This is a genomic window from Rhodoferax sp., assembly GCF_018780565.1.
Classification (GTDB): Bacteria; Pseudomonadota; Gammaproteobacteria; order Burkholderiales; family Burkholderiaceae_C; genus Rhodoferax.
In genome coordinates this window covers 616,302-635,149 of sequence record NZ_JADMJN010000005.1, presented here as the reverse complement: position 1 = coordinate 635,149, position 18,848 = coordinate 616,302, and the positions used below count along the sequence as shown (strand labels likewise).

16 protein-coding genes and 1 pseudogene are annotated in these 18,848 nt (G+C 59.1%); 14 read left to right on the top strand and 3 right to left on the bottom strand.

Going from position 1 to position 18,848, the window contains the following annotated elements:
- The 4 genes and pseudogenes from aceE to lpdA all read left to right on the top strand — a co-directional run.
- Positions 1 to 902 (top strand): annotated as a pseudogene (gene aceE, locus IV109_RS10410) (pyruvate dehydrogenase (acetyl-transferring), homodimeric type); the annotation flags it as partial.
- Positions 903 to 940: 38 nt separating this feature from the next.
- A complete protein-coding gene (gene aceF, locus IV109_RS10405) occupies positions 941 to 2,305 on the top strand; it encodes a dihydrolipoyllysine-residue acetyltransferase (RefSeq protein ID WP_296695693.1) in 1,365 nt (454 codons plus the stop codon).
- Complete coding sequence (locus IV109_RS10400) at positions 2,302 to 2,889, top strand: MFS transporter (protein ID WP_296695691.1); 588 nt, start codon at positions 2,302 to 2,304, stop codon at positions 2,887 to 2,889. Before aceF ends, IV109_RS10400 begins: the two co-directional genes overlap by 4 nt.
- A 14-nt stretch (positions 2,890 to 2,903) precedes the next feature.
- The gene (lpdA, locus tag IV109_RS10395) at positions 2,904 to 4,781 is read left to right on the top strand and encodes a dihydrolipoyl dehydrogenase (protein WP_296695689.1); all 1,878 of its coding nucleotides are present in this window, start codon (positions 2,904 to 2,906) and stop codon (positions 4,779 to 4,781) included.
- 12 nt (positions 4,782 to 4,793) lie between these two features.
- Here lpdA and IV109_RS10390 read toward each other — a convergent pair whose 3' ends face one another.
- A complete protein-coding gene (locus IV109_RS10390; RefSeq protein ID WP_296695687.1) occupies positions 4,794 to 6,299 on the bottom strand; it encodes a choice-of-anchor I family protein in 1,506 nt (501 codons plus the stop codon).
- Between the two features lie 468 nt (positions 6,300 to 6,767).
- Between IV109_RS10390 and IV109_RS10385 the strand changes: the two genes are divergently transcribed.
- Both IV109_RS10385 and IV109_RS10380 read left to right on the top strand, forming a co-directional pair.
- Positions 6,768 to 8,996, top strand: coding sequence for an EAL domain-containing protein (locus tag IV109_RS10385; protein WP_296695685.1), 2,229 nt, complete (start codon positions 6,768 to 6,770; stop codon positions 8,994 to 8,996).
- 75 nt (positions 8,997 to 9,071) lie between these two features.
- Complete coding sequence (locus IV109_RS10380) at positions 9,072 to 9,557, top strand: hypothetical protein (protein WP_296695681.1); 486 nt, start codon at positions 9,072 to 9,074, stop codon at positions 9,555 to 9,557.
- Between the two features lie 36 nt (positions 9,558 to 9,593).
- Here IV109_RS10380 and IV109_RS10375 read toward each other — a convergent pair whose 3' ends face one another.
- On the bottom strand, positions 9,594 to 11,153 hold the full coding sequence (locus IV109_RS10375) for a FapA family protein (protein WP_296695676.1): 1,560 nt from the start codon (positions 11,151 to 11,153) through the stop codon (positions 9,594 to 9,596).
- A 147-nt stretch (positions 11,154 to 11,300) separates the two neighbouring features.
- Here IV109_RS10375 and IV109_RS10370 point away from each other — a divergent pair, with 147 nt between their 5' ends.
- From IV109_RS10370 to IV109_RS10335, 8 genes are all read left to right on the top strand, one after another.
- Positions 11,301 to 11,639 carry a hypothetical protein gene (locus tag IV109_RS10370; RefSeq protein WP_296695673.1) on the top strand — a complete coding sequence of 113 codons (339 nt, stop codon included), beginning with the start codon at positions 11,301 to 11,303 and terminating at the stop codon, positions 11,637 to 11,639.
- A gap of 81 nt (positions 11,640 to 11,720) precedes the next feature.
- The gene (locus IV109_RS10365; protein WP_296695671.1) at positions 11,721 to 12,050 is read left to right on the top strand and encodes a hypothetical protein; all 330 of its coding nucleotides are present in this window, start codon (positions 11,721 to 11,723) and stop codon (positions 12,048 to 12,050) included.
- Between the two features lie 8 nt (positions 12,051 to 12,058).
- Complete coding sequence (locus IV109_RS10360; RefSeq protein WP_296695668.1) at positions 12,059 to 13,480, top strand: TolC family protein; 1,422 nt, start codon at positions 12,059 to 12,061, stop codon at positions 13,478 to 13,480.
- Position 13,481: 1 nt separating this feature from the next.
- On the top strand, positions 13,482 to 14,900 hold the full coding sequence (locus IV109_RS10355; protein WP_296695664.1) for a copper oxidase: 1,419 nt from the start codon (positions 13,482 to 13,484) through the stop codon (positions 14,898 to 14,900).
- A 14-nt stretch (positions 14,901 to 14,914) separates the two neighbouring features.
- The gene (locus IV109_RS10350; protein ID WP_296695777.1) at positions 14,915 to 15,406 is read left to right on the top strand and encodes a cupredoxin family protein; all 492 of its coding nucleotides are present in this window, start codon (positions 14,915 to 14,917) and stop codon (positions 15,404 to 15,406) included.
- Between the two features lie 33 nt (positions 15,407 to 15,439).
- Entirely contained in the window at positions 15,440 to 15,892 is a 453-nt protein-coding gene (locus IV109_RS10345) for a DUF411 domain-containing protein (RefSeq protein ID WP_296695660.1), read from the top strand.
- 22 nt (positions 15,893 to 15,914) lie between these two features.
- Complete coding sequence (locus IV109_RS10340; RefSeq protein ID WP_296695656.1) at positions 15,915 to 16,202, top strand: copper-binding protein; 288 nt, start codon at positions 15,915 to 15,917, stop codon at positions 16,200 to 16,202.
- A 61-nt stretch (positions 16,203 to 16,263) separates the two neighbouring features.
- On the top strand, positions 16,264 to 18,219 hold the full coding sequence (locus IV109_RS10335) for a site-specific recombinase (RefSeq protein ID WP_366834233.1): 1,956 nt from the start codon (positions 16,264 to 16,266) through the stop codon (positions 18,217 to 18,219).
- A gap of 12 nt (positions 18,220 to 18,231) precedes the next feature.
- On the opposite strand, the gene IV109_RS10330 is transcribed toward IV109_RS10335, so the two are convergent.
- Complete coding sequence (locus IV109_RS10330) at positions 18,232 to 18,846, bottom strand: 3'-5' exonuclease (RefSeq protein ID WP_296695653.1); 615 nt, start codon at positions 18,844 to 18,846, stop codon at positions 18,232 to 18,234.
- Positions 18,847 to 18,848: the final 2 nt, after the last annotated feature.

The window sequence follows — 18,848 nt, the reverse complement described above, 5'->3', positions numbered from 1 at the left end:
ACCGCATCATGGTGCCGTTCTATGTGTACTACTCGATGTTCGGCTTCCAGCGCATAGGCGATCTGGCCTGGGCGGCGGGCGACATGCAGGCGCGTGGTTTCCTGCTGGGCGGCACGTCGGGGCGTACCACGCTCAATGGCGAAGGCCTGCAACACGAGGATGGTCACAGCCACATCATGGCCGGCACGATTCCGAACTGCATCAGCTACGACCCGACCTTTGCGCACGAAGTCGGCGTCATCCTGCACCACGGCCTCAAGCGCATGGTGGAAAAGCAGGACAACGTGTACTACTACATCACCTTGCTCAATGAAAACTACCCCATGCCCGGCCTCACGCCTGGTACCGAGGAGCAGATCATCAAGGGCATGTACCTGTGCAAGGAAGGGCCTAAGCTGACGCCGCGCGTGCAACTGCTGGGCTCCGGCACCATTCTGCGCGAATCCATTGCCGCGCAGGAGTTGCTGGAGAAAGACTGGGGCGTGGCCGCCAACGTCTGGAGCTGCCCCAGCTTCAACGAGCTGGCCCGCGACGGCCAGGACTGCGAACGCTTCAACCTGTTGCACCCGGGTGGCGAACAACGCGTCGCCTTCGTTGGACAGCAACTGGAAAAACACACGGGCCCCGTGGTGGCCAGCACCGACTACATGAAGGCCTACGCCGAGCAGATTCGCTCCTTCATTCCGAAGGGCCGGACCTACAAGGTGCTGGGTACCGATGGCTTTGGCCGCAGCGATTTCCGCAGCAAGCTGCGCGAGCACTTCGAAGTCAATCGCCACTACATCGTCGTGGCAGCCCTCAAGGCTTTGAGCGAAGAGGGCACAGTGCCAGTGGCCAAAGTGCTGGAAGCGATCGCCAAATATGGCATCCAGACCGACAAGGTCAATCCGCTTTACGCCTGACCCGGCATGCAGCCTGACAACAAGAACAAGGAGACAGTATGTCTTTAGTAGAAATCAAAGTACCGGATATCGGCGACTTCGCTGAAGTCACGGTGATCGAGTTGATGGTCAAGCCGGGTGACACCGTGCAGGCCGACCAGTCCCTGATCACGGTCGAGTCGGACAAGGCTTCGATGGAGATTCCATCCAGTCATGCCGGTGTCGTGCGGGAGCTTCGGGTCGCCCTGGGTGACAAGGTGAAGGAAGGTTCACTGGTGCTGATGCTTGAAGTGGCCGATGTGGCTGGTGCCACCGCACCAACGCCAGTGTCAGCGCCAGCGGCACCTGTTTCACAAGAAAAACAGCCTTTAGCCAGCGTGGAACATGCTGTTTCAGCTACTGTTTCTGTAGCGTCCAGCGTCAATGCAACGACTGCCACGCTGTCTGTGCCGGCACACAACCCGACGGCGCCGCAGTTCAACCTGCCGCATGCCTCGCCGTCAGTGCGCAAATTTGCGCGTGAACTGGGTGTGCCCTTGAACGAGGTCAAAGGCAGCGGCTTGAAAGGCCGCATCACCGATGCCGACGTCCAGGCCTTTACCCGTTCCGTGATGAGTGGCGCGGTGCAAACGGTGGCGGCAGCCGCACAGATCAAGAGTGCCGGGTCTGCATCGGGTGGTGATGGTGCCGGCTTGGGCCTGATTCCCTGGCCGAAGGTGGACTTCGCCAAGTTTGGTCCGGTGGAGCGCAAGGACATGTCGCGCATCAAGAAGATCAGTGGTGCCAACCTGCATCGCAACTGGGTCATGATTCCGCACGTGACCAACCATGACGATGCCGATATCACCGATCTGGAGGCCTTCCGCTTGGCCACCAACAAAGAGAACGAGAAATCCGGGGTCAAGGTCACCATGCTGGCCTTCCTGATCAAGGCCTGTGTGGCTGCGCTCCAAAAATTCCCGGATTTCAATGCCAGCATTGATGGCGACCAGCTTGTTCTGAAGCAGTACTTTCACATCGGCTTTGCGGCCGACACGCCCAATGGCCTGATGGTGCCGGTTATCAAGGACGCCGACAAGAAAGGCATCATGCAGATCTCGCAGGAGATGAGCGACCTGGCCAGAAAAGCGCGCGAAGGCAAGCTCAGCCCGGCTGAAATGTCTGGCGCCTGCTTCACGATTTCCAGCCTGGGTGGCATTGGGGGGCGCTACTTCACGCCGATCATCAATGCGCCCGAGGTGGCGATTCTGGGGGTCTGCAAATCCACCATGGAGCCGGTGTGGGACGGCAAGGTTTTCCAGCCGCGCCTGATGCTGCCGCTGAGCTTGAGCTGGGACCACCGCGTGATTGATGGTGCGTCTGCGGCCCGCTTTAACGTTTACCTGGGCCAGATTCTGGGTGACTTCCGCCGGGTGCTGCTATGACGACGGTGGTCGTGGTCAAGAAGGCCGGCCAGGTGGCGATTGCGGCGGACACGCTGGTCACGTTTGGTGACACGCGTCTGGGTCACCGTTATGAGCCCAACAGCAAGCTGTTCAAGGTGGATACGCCTACAGGTGTGAGCTATGTGGGCATTGCGGGCACGGTGGCGCATTTTCCGGTGTTGCGCAAAGCCATGATGGCCTTGCCCAAGGAAGAGCTCAAGCTTGGCAGCAAGGACGAAGTGTTTGACACCTTCACCAAGCTGCACCCCTTGCTGAAAGAAACCTTTTTCCTGCAGACCAAGGAAGATGACAACGACCCCTATGAGTCCAGCCAGTTCAGCGTGCTGATTGCCAATGCCAGCGGCATCTATGGTTTGTACAGCTACCGCGAAGTGTTTGAGTTCAATGAGTTCTGGGGGATTGGCTCGGGCCGCAGCTTTGCGCTGGGCGCCATGCACGCAGCCTGGGGTCATGCCAAAACCGCCCGCGAATTGGCCAGCATCGGCGTGAATGCCGGGTGTGAGTTCGACAAGAACTCGGCTGGACCGATTGAGGTGTTCACCGTCAAGTTGAAGAAGAAATAAGAGAGACACACGATATGGCATCCCTAGACATCAAGGTACCCGACATCGGCGACTTCGCCGAAGTGACTGTCATCGAGTTGTTGGTCAAACCGGGTGACACGGTCAAGCCTGAGCAGAGCCTGATCACCGTGGAGAGCGACAAGGCCTCCATGGAAATCCCCAGCTCGCACGGCGGTGTGGTGAAGGAACTCAAGGTCAAGCTGGGCGACAAGGTGAAGGAGGGGTCCCTGCTGATGGTGCTGGAATCGTCTGTCGCTGAAGGTGGTTGGCCAAATCAGCCTCAGGCCCCCGTTAATAATGCCCAGGTAGCTATTAAAACAGTAGCAAACGAGATCGCGTCCGTGCAAGCGGCAAATCCTGTACCTACGGGATCCAGCTACGCCGGTACCGTCGATCTTGATTGCGACCTGCTGGTGCTGGGTGCCGGGCCCGGTGGCTATTCAGCGGCGTTCCGTGCTGCCGACCTCGGCCTGAAAGTCATTCTGGTAGAGCGCTACGCACAACTGGGCGGCGTCTGCCTCAACGTGGGTTGTATTCCGAGCAAGGCGCTGCTGCATGTGGCTGCCGTGATGGACGAAGTGAGCCACCTGTCGGCCCTTGGTGTGGACTACGGCACCATGACGCTGGATATCGACAAGTTGCGTGGCCATAAAGAAAAGGTCATCGGCAAGCTCACCGGCGGATTGGCCGCCATGGCCAAGATGCGCAAGGTCACCATCGTGCGTGGTTACGGCGCCTTCGTCGGCGCCAACCACGTCGAAGTCGAAGAGACCACCGGTACCTCGCAAGAGAAGACCGGCACCAAGAAAGTGATCGGTTTCAAGAACGCCATCATCGCCGCAGGCAGCCAGGCCGTGCGCCTGCCCTTCATGCCCGAAGACCCACGCGTGGTTGACTCCACCGGTGCCTTGGCACTGAAGGAAGTGCCCAAGCGCATGCTGATATTGGGCGGCGGCATCATCGGCCTGGAGATGGGCACGGTCTACAGCACCTTGGGCGCCCGTCTGGACGTGGTGGAAATGCTGGACGGCCTGATGCAGGGCGCTGACCGCGACCTGGTCAAGATCTGGCAGAAGATGAACGCCAAGCGTTTCGACAACATCATGCTCAAGACCAAGACGGTGGGTGCCAAGGCCACGCCTGAAGGTATTGAAGTGACCTTTGCACCGGCGGAAGAGGGCGAGGCGGGAAGCAACGCAAGCGTTGCGGCCCCCGCCCCGCAGGTTTACGACCTGGTATTGCAAGCCGTGGGCCGCACGCCCAACGGCAAGAAGATCGCCGCCGACAAAGCCGGCGTGGCCGTTACAGACCGCGGCTTCATCAACGTCGACATCCAGATGCGTACCAACGTGCCGCACATCTTCGCCATCGGTGACATCGTCGGCCAGCCCATGCTGGCGCACAAGGCGGTGCACGAGGCGCATGTGGCAGCCGAAGTGATTGCCGGTGAACTGCAGGGCAACAAGGAACTGGCAGCCGCTGCCTTCAACGCCCGCGTCATCCCCAGTGTGGCCTATACCGACCCCGAAGTGGCCTGGGTCGGCCTCACCGAAGACCAGGCCAAGGCGCAAGGCATCAAGATCAAGAAGGGCCTGTTCCCCTGGACCGCATCGGGCCGTGCCATTGCCAATGGGCGCGACGAAGGCGTCACCAAGCTGCTGTTTGACGACAGCCCCGAGGCGCACGGCCACGGCAAGATTCTGGGCGGCGGCATCGTCGGCACCCACGCGGGCGACATGATCGGCGAGATTGCGCTGGCGATCGAGATGGGTGCTGACGCGGTAGACATCGGCAAGACGATTCACCCACACCCTACGCTGGGCGAGAGCATTGGCATGGCGGCGGAGATTGCGCACGGTAGTTGCACGGATGTGCCGCCGGCACGCAAGTAGCCCCTTCCTAGCCTACTTTGCCTTGCGACGCGTCGTAAAGCCCAGCAGGCCCAGCCCTGCCAGCAGCATGGCGTAGCTTTCTGGTTCGGGTACCGGAGCCAGTGCGTACAAACTGGTGGTGTTGGATGTTTCGTTGGCGATGGCGAGGTAGTGCTTACCACCCATCTCAAAACCCTTCAGGCCTTCGGGTGCCAGATCGCCGTCGGTCACTATCATGTCAACGAAGCTGGCGTTTTCAGGAGTTGTGATATCGAATATGGCCACGGCTCCCTTGGTGGTGCGCTCCAGCCCGACAAAGGCAAAGGTTTTTCCGCCGATCACCATCAGTTCCACGCCCTCGGGCTCGACCCCTTTGTCACGGCTGCGGCCGTCGTCGTAAATACCGCGGGCTGCTGCTTCGCGGTCCAAAGTCGAACCACTGTCAAACACCATATTTCCGTCGGTATCACGAATGGAGAAAGACCGTGCACCGGCTGTAATCAGGTTGCCCGCACTGGAGTCAGCATTGGAAACGCGCAGGCCAATCAGGTCACCGCTTGCGCCAATATTGGAGGCGCTGGCGGTCAACCGGTCGGCGTCGTCTTCCCGAAAGTCGCCTTCGTTGGCCATGACGATCAGGGTACGCCCACCGGACTCGTAGCTTGCCATGCCATCGGGCATGTACAGGCCTTTGGCTGCGTAGGTGTTAAAGCTGATCGTGCCGCCGGTTTTCGGGTCAATCTCGTTACCCACCGTGTTGAAATTCTTGAGTCCCAGGCCAATGACTTTTTCTGTCGTATTGGTATTCAGATTCAATACCCCCATGGCATTGGCTTCTTGCAGACTCACAAACGCTTTGGAGCCGTCTTTGCTCACGGCAATGTATTCCGGCTCAAAATTCATGCCCGTGTTCGTGCGAATGTTGCTGCCGGTTTGCGTTGCTCCCTGGAAGGTGGGGGTGGCCACGACCGTGCGGGTGTTCATGTCGAGAATGCTGACGCTACCCACTGGGTCCACCGCAGGGGTGTTGAATGTGGCGGGCAAAGTCGTGCCAATGCGTGTGCCGTAGGTCGATGGTGTTCCTTCATTCGCTACCAACAGCTTGCTACCGTTGGGGGTGAAGGTCAGCATGTCGGGCAAGGCCCCAACTACCACGTTATTGTTGCCTGCACTCAAGGTGCGGGTGGCCGTGTCATAAAACTGAACCATGCCTGCATTGGTTTTGGTGGGCGCTTCAATGGCAAAAGCCGCCACGCCATTGTGAATGGCCACACTGTTGATGGAGCCAAAACTGGTGGTGTTAATGTGCCCAATGAAGCTGCCGTTGGTGGCATTGAGGATGTCCACACCCGCCAAGCCGGCAACCCAAAGAGAGTTGGTGATGTTGTCAAACGCGACAATCTCCGCAGTTTGGCCGGCAAACCCCGACAGGCTGTGGTTGTAGGTCCAGGCTTTGCTCAAGCCAGAAAAAGTTTGGGCTGAAGCCGCCACAGGGCTCAAGGCAATTGCAACGGCAACGGCCAGAAAATTTTTCTTCATGGGTGACTTTCTTGGTAATGGGTGCGATAAATTCGCAAGCGAAACAGAACCCAAATAGGTTAACGAGTGGGTATGTCAGATCTGTGACCACCTTGCTCCCTATCCCGCGTTTTGCGCGCGAGCCATGTGCTGCGCATCCCTGGTGCCACCGCCGCGCACGCACCGGCACCGCTATTCGGTCGGCGTTTTGACACGCCCAACCCATGCCATACTTGACCTGATATGGTTGAATTTCCTATCCATCATTGCTGGCGCTTGAAGGCACTGGCGACGATGCACGGGCGCAGATCAATTTTCCCCGCCACGGGACCAAGTGGCTGGCACTGAGTGTGGCCAAGCTCACCTCTGTACCTTAGAACAATGACAAATCACCATGGGAGACAACAAGTTTTGAACAAAACGCAGGGTGATACCCAACGCGACGATCGGGTTGTTGACGTTGGCGTCTGGGAGTCATCAGTGCCCTACATGAAACTATTGGTCGTACTGGTGATGGTGGCAGTTGCCATGTTCCTGATCAGTCTGTACCTGTTTGCCCCAGGGCAGAGTGCACGGGTATTGGGCGCGGTTGCACTGGCTGTGGTGATGGCTGTTGTATGGGTGCAGGTGCAACGCGGTAACGTCCTGCGCGCCTTGCAGGTTGTGACCTATGGTGTATGGCTGGTTGCCACCGGCGTGGTCATGGCCAGCGGCAGTTTGCGTACGCCCATCATTTATGCCTACCCTGTCATCATTCTGGCCATCGGGCTGCTGATCGGTGGGCGTATGGCAGCGCGCATTACCTTGGCAACGATTGTGGTGATTCTGCTGTTGGCCGTGGGGGAAACCACCGGCCTTTTTCGCGTGAGCGTGACCCCGGCACCCGCCATGTTCGGCGTGATCCAAATCACGGTGTGTCTGCTGGCCTTGCTGCTGGTCCGGGTGGTTGTGAAGTCCTACCAGGCGGGACTGACGGAGCTCAGAAGTCTTGGACAGAGTCTCACGGTGCGTACCCAGCACCTCGAAGAAAGCCGGCTGCAGTTGCAGCAGGCCCAGGCAGTTGCCAGGGTTGGCAGCTGGGTCATGGATCTGGCCACTGGTGAGTTCACACTGTCTGCTGAGAGCCAGCGGATTTTCGGCATGACCCAGACGCAGCCGGAGGCCCGTGTGTCCATGCTTGAATGCATCTATCCGGAGGACCAGGCCCAACTGGAGCGGGCGCTGCAAGGCGCACATCAGGGGCAGGGGTTTGATATTGAGCAGCGCGTTGTGGTGGGTGATACGGTCCGCTGGGTTCGCCTCAAGTCCGATGTGCAGCGTGGTGTTCATGGTGAGCCGCAATATGCGGTCGGCATTGCCCAGGACATCACCGAGCGCAAGGAATCAGAGTCCCTGATCCAGAGTTTGGCGTTTTTCGATGTGTTGACCGGCTTGCCCAATCGAAGACTGTTGATGGATAGGCTGGCCCATGCCATGGCGGTATGGTCGCGCCACCAGCGTAAGGGCGCGCTCCTGTTCGTGGACCTGGACAACTTCAAGGTGCTCAACGACACCCATGGCCACTTCATGGGGGACATGCTGTTGCAGCAAGTGGCTCAACGCCTGTCAGGTTGCCTGCGCCAGGGCGACACGGTGGCCCGGCTTGGAGGAGATGAGTTTGTGGTGATGCTGGAGGAACTCAGCGAAGACACCGAGGAAGCCACCAACCAGGCGCGCATTGTTGCCGAGAAAATTCTCGATGTGCTGACCCAGCCGCACCAGCTGGACACCTATAGCCACCTCAGCACGTCTAGCATCGGCATCACCCTGTTCGGGCACCTGCAGGAAGGTATTGAGGAGCCCTTGAAACGTGCCGACATGGCGATGTACCAGGCCAAGGCCGCCGGGCGCAACACCTTCCGTTTCTTTGACCCCAGCATGCAACAGGCGATCGCAGAGCGCGCCAACCTCGAAAAGGACCTGCGCGAAGCCCTGGAGAGCAATCAGTTTCGCCTGGTGTACCAGCCGCAGATCAACGACCGTGCGGAATCCACGGGGGTCGAGGCGCTGGTGCGCTGGCAGCACCCGCAGCGTGGCCCGGTGTCGCCTGCGGATTTCATTCCGCTGGCGGAGTCAACCGGTCTGATTCTTCCTCTGGGTCAATGGGTTCTGGAAACGGCATGTATCCAGTTGGCGGCCTGGGCTACGCAGCCCGTGATGGCCCATCTGACCATGGCGGTAAACGTCAGCCCCCGACAATTCCATCAGCCTGAATTCGTTGACCAGGTGTTGGCGACCCTGGCGCGCACCGGTGCCAATCCCCATCGCCTGAAGCTGGAGCTCACCGAGGGCATGCTGGTCACCGACGTGGAAGATGTCATTGCCCGGATGATGTGGCTCAGGCATATTGGTGTGGGCTTTTCGCTGGACGACTTTGGTATGGGGTATTCCTCGCTGTCATACCTCAAGCGTCTGCCGCTGGATCAATTGAAGATTGACCAGAGCTTTGTGCGGGACATTCTGCTTGACCCCAACGATGCTGCCATCTCGAAAATGGTCATCGTTCTGGCCGAAAGCCTGGGTTTGACGGTCATCGCCGAAGGCGTGGAGACCATCGAACAGCGCGACTTTCTGTCGGGGCAGGGATGCCAAACCTATCAGGGGTATCTGTACAGTCGCCCCCTGCCTGCGGCAGAGTTGGAAACTTTCGTTCAATCGCGGTTAACTTCGCAAGCATGACGAATCGGGAAGAGGGTACCGTTCGTCGAAAGCCCCAAATACCATCCACCTCGTATTTGTGTTTTAAGATTGTGCATGCCTACCAAGCAAAAATTCACCACGAATTCAGTTGCACCCCAGAAGTTTCGTCCCCATGGGCGGGTCGAGTTTTCCAGTCAAGGCAATATCTTGATCAGCGAAGTTATTGGCCCGTTCAACGTCGAGCTGGTCAACGCCGTGGCGAACACGGAGGTTGATCGATTTGAGGAATTTATTGCACGTGGCAAGTGGGGGGACGTCATTGTTTTCCGGGAAAGCGCAATGGCTTCTCATGAAGCATTGGCAGCGGTCACTGCCAATGTCAGGAAAAATATTGAGAACGCTCACCATCCGTCTGCCACCGCCTTGGTGCTTGCACCTTGCGTGGAAGGGGCAAAGTTGATGGCTCGCCGCCATCTGCAGTGTTTTCTGGACGGAGGCTACACACAGGCGGGCATTCCCATTGCTGTATTCGAGGATGAGGACGAGGCAATCAATTGGCTTAAGTCTGTCTTGAACAAGACGAACTCCAGTGATCTCTAGCGTGTCCGGGTCGGGGAATCAGACGATGGCCGCAAGCTAACTTACCGGTACGGCAAACCCCGACACATCCGCAGACACAATGTGGCCTTCCGAGTTCACGAAAAATGCCCCCGCACCAAACTCCTTGCGCAGCCGGGCAGTGAGCTTGCCAAAAGACAAATCCACAGCCCCTTGCACGCCAATGCTCAGCTCAACTCTGGCCTTGCGCGCCAGCGCGAATTGCTGATCAAGTTCATTGCGTTCGGCCAAAGATCGCCCCCATATTTGGATGGCGTGTTTCAGGGATGCGTTGACTCGTTCCAGCATGCCTTTGGGGTCACCCGTGCTGCTCAATTGCTTCGCCAGCTTTTCCAGCGCCTCTTGCGCCGCCTTCTCTTTGTCAATGCGCAACTGCAAGGTCTGGTATTTGGCCTCCAGTTCCGGATTGACGCCCATCACGACCTTGGTCACACTGCCTTTCTCGGAGCCCAGGATGGGCGTGCGGATCAGCATCATGGCAATGGCGGTCCCGCCTGTCAGGCGCCCGCGCTGTGGTGAGCTTGCCCCCACGATGATCTGATTGAGTGACTGCAACTCGCATTCCAGGGCCATGTCTTCCAGTGCGATGACAGTGCCTGCAAAAATGCGGGCACCTTCCGCAAAACGCGCGCTCACCGATCCACCCGCACGCAGGCTGGCGTGGGCAATGATGCCGGCAGTCACCCGAATATTGCCACCGGCTTCGAGCAATCCCCCGTCGACCGTGCCATTCACCACAATGTCTCCGCTGGCCTGGATCTTCATCCCCTGGGTAACGTCGCCATCTACCTGCACGGTGCCGTCATAGTGGATGTTGCCGCTTGCCATGTTGACTTCAGGCACCCGCAAAACGGGCTCGACCATGACGCCGCAATGGACCCGTATCGGCTGCCCGGTGATGGCAGCCTGCAACAGATTGGGGTCTTCTTTGGCCAGCTCCGTGCCTTGCAATTGCGCGGCAAAGGGCTCGTCGTGCCCGGGGCGGGGCGGCAGGATCGTGCCCCGCACGGTTTGTCCCTGGATGCCGGGGCTTGCGGGAATGCGGCGCATCAACAGTTCGCCAGAATGAACCACCGCGATGCTGCCATGCTCCCGGTAGTCGATCAGGCCCTCCTCATCGAGTTGGGGCGCGCGGTCCACTGTTTGTGGATTGCTTTCCTCAAAAATCGTATCCGTTCCATCCTGGGGCGGCACACCCTGAGCCACGGGCGTGGGCTCGCCACTGCGTTGGTCACAGGCCTGCCGCACGGCTGCCGGGTCTATGCCGAACACCACCCCAGCCTCGGCCAACGCCTGCATCACATCGTCCACGGTAGCGGGTGCGCCACTTTGCGAGGGCGTACAACTGACGCTCGCCGTCATCTCGTCTTCGGTTATCTCGACCTGGACTTCGGCACCAAGCCGCTGGGCCACTTGAACAACGAAGGGGACTCTTTGTTCGTTGCAGCTGATGGCAGCACTGGCAATTGCTGCGTCGTCAATTTGACAGTCGCCAAAGCCGGCTTGCACCAGCAGGTCATTCAATACTGTCGCATCAAGCGATGCCCGGGCCGCAATCGGCTCGGATCGCAGAAACACGAACCCATCTGATTCACTGAAGGAAATGCCCGGGTATTCCATTTTCGTTGGGTTCAATCAATTGCCAATTCGTTTCAGGAGCATTCCTATTGAACTTTCCTGGCCGCGCCTTATCATTCATCTATGCGTCGCCCTTTGTTCATTTTCATGATCCTCCTGCTGCTGCTTCGCGGTTGGGTGGGGGATGCCATGGCCACGACCATGGCATCGGCCAAATTGCAGTCTACACAGATTGCTTCCGAAATGATAGCTACAGGGTCCCATTGCGTTGATCACGTCGCGGACCAGGCTTTTGAATCCGTGGGCCAGGATGGCACTGGACATGGCGGTTCCTGCGGCTTCTGCGCGGCCTGCCATGCAGTGGGTTTGTCGCCCCTGTTCGTTGACACGGCTTGTGTCGCCATTCCCCTGGCGCTGCCGCATGCGCCGTCGGCCCAATTTGCCAGTGCCATGGCGGCGCTGGGCCAAAAACCACCCATTTCCTGAGTTGCAGGCCCGTATTGGGCCTGTACTTGCCATTTGGCGCGGGCGCTGCCCCGCGTGTGATGCCCGATCCGTACCGTTTTCGTGATCGCTTCATTGGTCAATCAGGAGTTTTTTGTGGATATTGGTTTCTATTTCAAGGTGATGGCCTTGTCCGTGGGGGCGAGTGCTGCGGCGGCGCAGGGGGGGGCTGGCGGGTCGGCCAGCGATCCTGCTGCGCCCGTTCCGACCGTGCCTTATCGGTCGACCTTTTCAGACAGGCCCTCCGGGGTAGAGCCTGCCCGTGATGACTGGAAGCGTGCCAATGCAGAGGTAGGGCGTTTCACGCGTGGTCACCCGGATATTCTGAAATGGGAGCAGCAACAAGCGCCCGATGCATCCAAACCCCAGGCGCCTGACGCGCACAAACATTGAGCGCCGTCATGTTTCCATTTCAAACCTTGACGCTGGGTGCTTTCGTTCTGGTGGCGCTCACTGGCTGCGCCAGCCTGTCGCCCGATGGCAACCAGGCCGACATGGCCGACTTGATTGCGGGCAGAACCGGCGGTGTCAGTGCACCGGTCGGCATGGCTGACAGCCCAGCAAGCCGCGAAGCCGTCGCCAAGCTGCTGGCCACACCCTTGACTGCCGAGTCGGCCGTGCGCATTGCACTCTTGAACAACCCCGGTATCCACGCGTCCATGGCCGCTCTGGGCATCAGTGATGCGGACCGTGTGCGCGCCGGAACGCTGCCCAATCCTCATTTTTCGATTGCTCGTTTCGTCGAAGGCGACAAGGTGGAGATCGAACGAGGCATCAGCTTCAATGTCATGGGCTTGCTCACACTGCCGTGGCGCGCCAAATACCAGGGCCAGCAACACGAAATCGCCAAGCTGCAGGCGGCGCAGGAGCTTGTGGCGCTTGCTGCCGACACCCGCAAGGCCTGGATCAACGCGGTGGCGGCCCAGCAGTCGGCCAGTTACATGGCAGACGCCAAAGAGGCCGCCGAGGCAAGTGGCGAACTGGCCCGACGCCTGGCACGCGTGGGCAACTGGAGCAAGTTGAACCAGGCGCGCGAGCAGACGCTGGTGGCCGATGCCACCGCACAACTGGCCAAAGCCCGCAACCATGCTTTCGCGGCACGTGAAAAGCTCATACGCCTGATGGGCCTGTGGGGGGCTCAGACGCAGTTCACGCTGGCCGAGCGCCTGCCTGAATTACCCAAAACCGCATCCGATCTGTCCGATATCGAGGCCACAGCTTTGCGTCAGCGCCTGGATGTGCGTGCCAGCGTGGCGCAAGCCGGGTACGTCGCTGAATCGATGGGATTGACCCGCAGCACGGGTTTCATCAATGCGCTGGATGTCAAATACGCCCGCAACACCACCTTTGACAACGCAACAGGTGGCCAGGACAGCAAACGCGGCTGGGGGCTGGAGCTACCCTTGCCAATTTTCGATTGGGGTGGTGCCAGCAATGCCAGGGCTCAAAGCCTTTACCTGCAATCGGTAGCGCGTGTGCAGGAGACAGCCGTCAAGGCGAGGTCCGAGGCCCGAGAGAGCTACCACGCATGGCGCACCGCATATGACCTGGCCCGGCATTATCGCGACGAGGTGGTGCCCTTGCGCAAGTTCATCAACAACGAGCTGCTTTTGCGCTACAACGGGATGCTTGCCAGCGTGTTTGAGCTGCTGGCCGATACCCGCACCAGCATCGCCGCAGTCAACGCCAGCATTGAGGCCCAGCGCGATTTCTGGCTGGCAGACACCGACCTGCAAACCACACTCACCGGCACATCTGCTGGTTTGATGGGTGCGACTTCCGCCAATGCTTCAAGCAGCGGCAGCGAAGCCAAAGGACATTGAGATGAGCATCAACCAAAACCGCAGACATTTTTTTGCCGGCGCTGCTGCCGCGACTGCTACTGCCGTGGCTGCCAGCGCCGTCAGCCGCGTGGCCATGGCCGCATTGCCTGAACCGGTCCTGCAGGCCAGGCCTGACACCATGCCGCCGCTGGCACCCTCAACAGGCCGGCCCTACAAGCCCGTGGTCACGCTCAACGGCTGGACGCTGCCCTGGCGCATGAAGCATGGGGTGAAGGAATTTCACCTGGTGGCTGAACCCGTGGTGCGCGAGATGGCACCTGGCTTCAATGCCAATATGTGGGGCTACAACGGGCAAAGCCCAGGCCCTACGATTGAGGTGGTGGAGGGTGATCGCGTGCGCATTTTCGTCACCAACAAGCTGCCCGAGCGCACCAGCGTGCACTGGCACGGCCAGCGCTTGCCCAATGGGATGGACGGTGTCTCGGGCTTGACCCAGCCGGCGATTGAGGTTGGCAAGACTTTTGTCTATGAGTTCATTGCGCGGCGTCCCGGCACCTTCATGTACCACCCCCATGCCGACGAGATGACCCAGATGGCGATGGGCATGATGGGCTTCTGGATTACGCACCCCAAAGCCAGGCATCCGTTGATCGACGAGGTGGACCGAGACTTTGTGTTCCTGCTCAACGCCTACGACATCGATCCCGGCAGCATGACACCGAAGATCATGACCATGACCGAGTTCAACCTCTGGTCCTGGAACAGCCGGGTGTTTCCCGGTATTGATACGCTCAACGTACGCAAGGGCGACAAGGTGCGCATCAGAATGGGCAATCTCACCATGACGAACCACCCCATCCACCTGCACGGCCATGAATTCGTCGTCACGGGGGGCGACGGCGGACCAAGGCCTATGGCCGCGCGCTGGCCGGAAGTCACTACCGATGTGGCGGTGGGACAGATGCGGCAGATCGAATTCATGGCAGACGAGGAGGGTGACTGGGCCTTTCATTGCCACAAGAGCCACCACACCATGAATGCGATGGGCCACGACGTGCCCACCATGATTGGCGTGGACCACCGCGGCCTGATCAAGAAGCTGCAAAAGGCCGTACCCGACTATATGGTCATGGGTGAGCGCGGCATGGCTGATATGGGCGATATGGAAATGGAGATCCCGGAGAACACGGCGCCCATGATGACCGGTACCGGCCCCTACGGCAGCCTGGAGATGGGCGGCATGTTCAGCGTACTCAAGGTGCGTAAGGACCAACGGCCGGGTGATTACAAGGACCCGGGTTGGTACAAGCAACCGACAGGCACCCAGGCCTATGAATGGACGGGTGCACTGCCCGAGCCTGCTCGCCCCGGGGCTGAAAAACCAAACCTGTCGACGCTACCGCCCGGCCCCGCGACCGAGGTCCGGATTCGCAAGCCTGCAGGTCATTCCGGGCACTGATTGAAATGAACAAAATGAACAACATCTACCGCATTTTTCTTGTATCGCTGGTGGTCGGTGTCAGTACTTGTGCCCAGGCTCATGGAGAGGGTGTGCATGCACGGACGGTCAGCCCGGAACAAAAAGATTGGGGCATCGCAGGGGATGAACTATCGGTCAAGCGCACGGTGACCCTGAGCATGGACGACAACATGCGCTTCACGCCCAGTCTGTTGTCCTTCAAGCAGGGCGAGACCGTGCGTTTTGTCATTCGCAACAAAGGCAAGATGCTGCACGAACTCGTCATCGGCACGCGCAAGGAGCTTGATCAACACGCTGCAATGATGCTGAAGTTCCCCACCATGGAGCACGACGAGCCCTACATGGCGCACGTGGCATCAGGCAAAACCGGTGGACTGGTCTGGACTTTCAACCGCACTGGCGAGTTTGACTTTGCCTGCCTCATTGCCGGTCACTATCAGGCCGGCATGGTTGGCAAGATCCGCGTGACGGCTGTGGTGCCGTGAGGCCGAAATTTCAAGACACCCAAGGAGAAAGCTATGCAAAGAAGAATTTTTGTTCAAACCCTCGCCGCACTCGTGTCCGCTCCGCTGATGGCGCAAACAAGGCCCCAGATCGAAGTCTGGAAGGACCCCAGTTGCGGGTGTTGCAAGGACTGGATAGCTCATGTGAAAGCAAATGGCTTCGACGTCAAGGTTCATGAGAGCGGCAATGCCGCAGCCAGAAGCCGGTTGATGATCCCCGAAAAACTCGGGTCCTGTCATACCGCGATGGTTGGTGGCTATGCCATCGAAGGCCATGTGCCAGCCCGCGAGATCCACCGTCTGCTGAAAGAGCAGCCCCAGGCTATTGGTCTGGCGGTGCCTGGCATGCCAGTGGGTTCACCCGGCATGGATGATCCCGTGTACGGCGGGCGCAAAGATCCCTATGACGTGTTGCTCATTGCCCGCAATGGCAGCACCCGTGTTTATCACAGCTACCACCGCGCCTGAAAGGTGCCTCAAAGGATATCCCATGAAACGTTTAGCACTTCTTTTTCCGACGCTTATGACGTCCCTCGTTTTTGCTCAGGCTGTGCTGCCCGCGACTGAAGCCGAAGTCAGAAAAGTGGACCGGGAGACCGGCAAGATTACCCTCAAGCATGGCGAGATCAAGAACCTTGACATGCCGCCAATGAGCATGGTGTTTCAGGTCAAGACGCCTGAACTTCTGGACAAAGTCAAGGCTGGCGACAAAGTCAGTTTTACTGCTGACAAGATCAATGGGGTTTATACGGTCCTGTCTATCGAGTCGCAGCGCTGAGTCTTCCGCGCGGTCCCCGAGGTTTTCGGGATAGTATCCGCGCATGGTAATGACTCCTGACTTGTCTGTTCTGCTCGATCGCCTCGACCCCGAGGCTGATCGGGTCCATCGCCATCTTTGGCTGATGGCACTGGTGCGCTGGATCCGGGGGGACGCCATGTCCGTTACCGCAGCCGTAGCGCGTGTCGACTTGTTACTGGATGTACTGCACGCGCGTCCTGAACAGACCAAGCGGGTACAGGTCTGGTGGCATCGCCTGCTCGACACGCTGGATGGGAGCACGCTGCTGTCCGACTACGGTTTTGCTTCGCGCAGCGCTTTTGTTAGCGAGTTGGTGGATCGATTGCACAACAAGCTGCTGCCAGCGTCGCCAGAAACAGGCGATGCGGGTGAGTTGTTTGCGCAGTTGCTGCGCACCGAGTTTGACGCCCAGTGGCTGGGGGCCCTGTCGACGCAGACATTGGAGCGCATGGGAAAACTGCTTTGGGCACCCGCGCTCGCGGGTCCTACCCCCGGAATCAGCCACTGGCAGTACACCTTGATGGAAGCCATCACCTTTTGCACCAGCCAGGTTCGCGCGATCGGGTTTTCTCCTGAGGTTCGCTTGCGTATGAGTACGCCCGCGCAGGATGCCAGTCCGTTTCACACCCTGGCCTCTAATTGGGATGCCGTGCGCGACGCCTGGTTGGCAGACAAGGGGCTGGCCGAAGCGGTCCAGCACTTCAAGGCACAGCTTGATGCATGCCGCCAGGCTGCCGCATCGGTATATACCCATCTGGATGCGCACGGCATTTCGGTGGACCTTGTGTTTCGACTGCGGCAGTTGCGCCAGCGGGTGTTGCGTATTCGCGCGTTGATGGACTGCCTGTTGCAGGATCCAGGTTACCCGTACACGGCACGCCTGCTGGCCCACTTGGCTCTGGTGGGGCAAGAGCAGCGCAGCATTAGGGCGCTGATCAACGCCAACTCTTCGCTGCTGGCGGCCAAAGTCGCAGAGCGCAACTCGGAAACCGGCGAGCACTACATTACCCGCAACTGGACCGAATACAAAGCCATGCTGCGGCAATCGGCAGGGGGAGGGTGCGTCATGGCCTTCACCACCGCACTCAAGTTCGGCGTGATGGCATTGGGGCTGAGCGCTTTCTGGTACGGTTTCTGGGCCGGGGTGGTGTATGCCGCCAGCTTCGTGCTGATTCAGTTGCTGCACTACACCGTGGCAACCAAACAGCCGGCCATGACAGCACCTGCCATGGCAGCCAAACTCAAGGACATGTCGGCACCCCATGCGGTAGAGAGCTTTGTGGACGAGTTAACCCACCTTGTGCGCTCGCAGGTGGCTGCAGTGCTGGGCAATGTGGTGCTGGTATTTCCGGTGGCCGTTGCCTTGTCGATCGCGTGGAGCCTGATCTTTGGCAGCACGCTCATCACGCCCGCGACGGCGGACTACGTGCTCCACTCGATTACCCTGCTGGGGCCATCGGTACTTTTCGCTGCCTTTACGGGTGTGTTGCTGTTTTCCAGCTCCATTCTGGCGGGCTGGGTGGAAAACTGGTTTGTGCTGCATCGGCTGGATTCGGCACTGCGCTACAACCCGGCCATTACTTCATGGCTGGGTGACGCGCGCGCCGATCGGTGGGCGTTCTTTTTGCGTAACAATATTTCAGGTTTGGCAGCCAATATTTCCTTGGGCCTGATGCTTGGTCTTGTGCCTTCGATTTTTGGCTTTCTGGGTGTCGGGCTTGATGTGCGCCACGTCACCCTGTCCGCCGGCCAGTTGGGTATGGCATGTGCAGCTTTGGGCTGGAATGTGGTGTCTGCGCCTGCGTTGTGGTGGGCCGTGGCGTGCCTGCCCTTTATAGGGGCCTTGAACGTGTTGGTGAGTTTTGGGCTGGCGTTTCGCGTCGCATTGCGTGCGCACAATGTGACCGAGGTTGAGCGCAGCACGCTGTACCAGGCAATCCGCAAGCGCTTGCGCCACGAACCCCTGCGGTTCTTCTGGCCGGCTCGTGAAACCTGAATAACACCGATTTCAAAGACGAGTCGACGACCCCATGTGCAAACCAAGCCCATGGAAGACCTTGATGGCCGCCCAGGCATCGTTGGCAGAGTAAATAATCTGTCTTTCAGACAACTGCCGATTGGCCCAGTTGGAGGTGGTGGCTTTTTTTGATTTCAAAAAGCGCCGGTTGAACACCACGGCGACAGCGCTTTTGACGCCGAGCTCTTTCACGTAGCCTTTCTCCCTGAAGACAACATTCAGGTCCAGGACGTTCCGGGGACGCACGCCGAGGGTACGCAGGATTTGGGTGTGATCTCCAGCCAGGCCGAAACCTACCTTGGCGGTTCGCTCCGATACCAGAAGCCTGGAGACGATCTCACAGCAGCCCGGATCATGCAATTGAAAGACATAGGCCATATCCAGCGTGGAAAACTGAACGACGTGCGGCCCTTGCGAGACTTCGGTTTTGACAAAAGTCGGTTTGGACTCGGTGTCAAACCCCAGCACCGCATGGGTATCGAGTGCCTGAAATGCCTGTTCTGCTTGCTGACGTGTCGTGACGACAATGATGCTGTCCAGCCCGAGCCGTTTCAAAGGTTCAAGTTCTGCAATCTGCTCTTTGGTGGGTGAAGCCAGGCGTGACATGG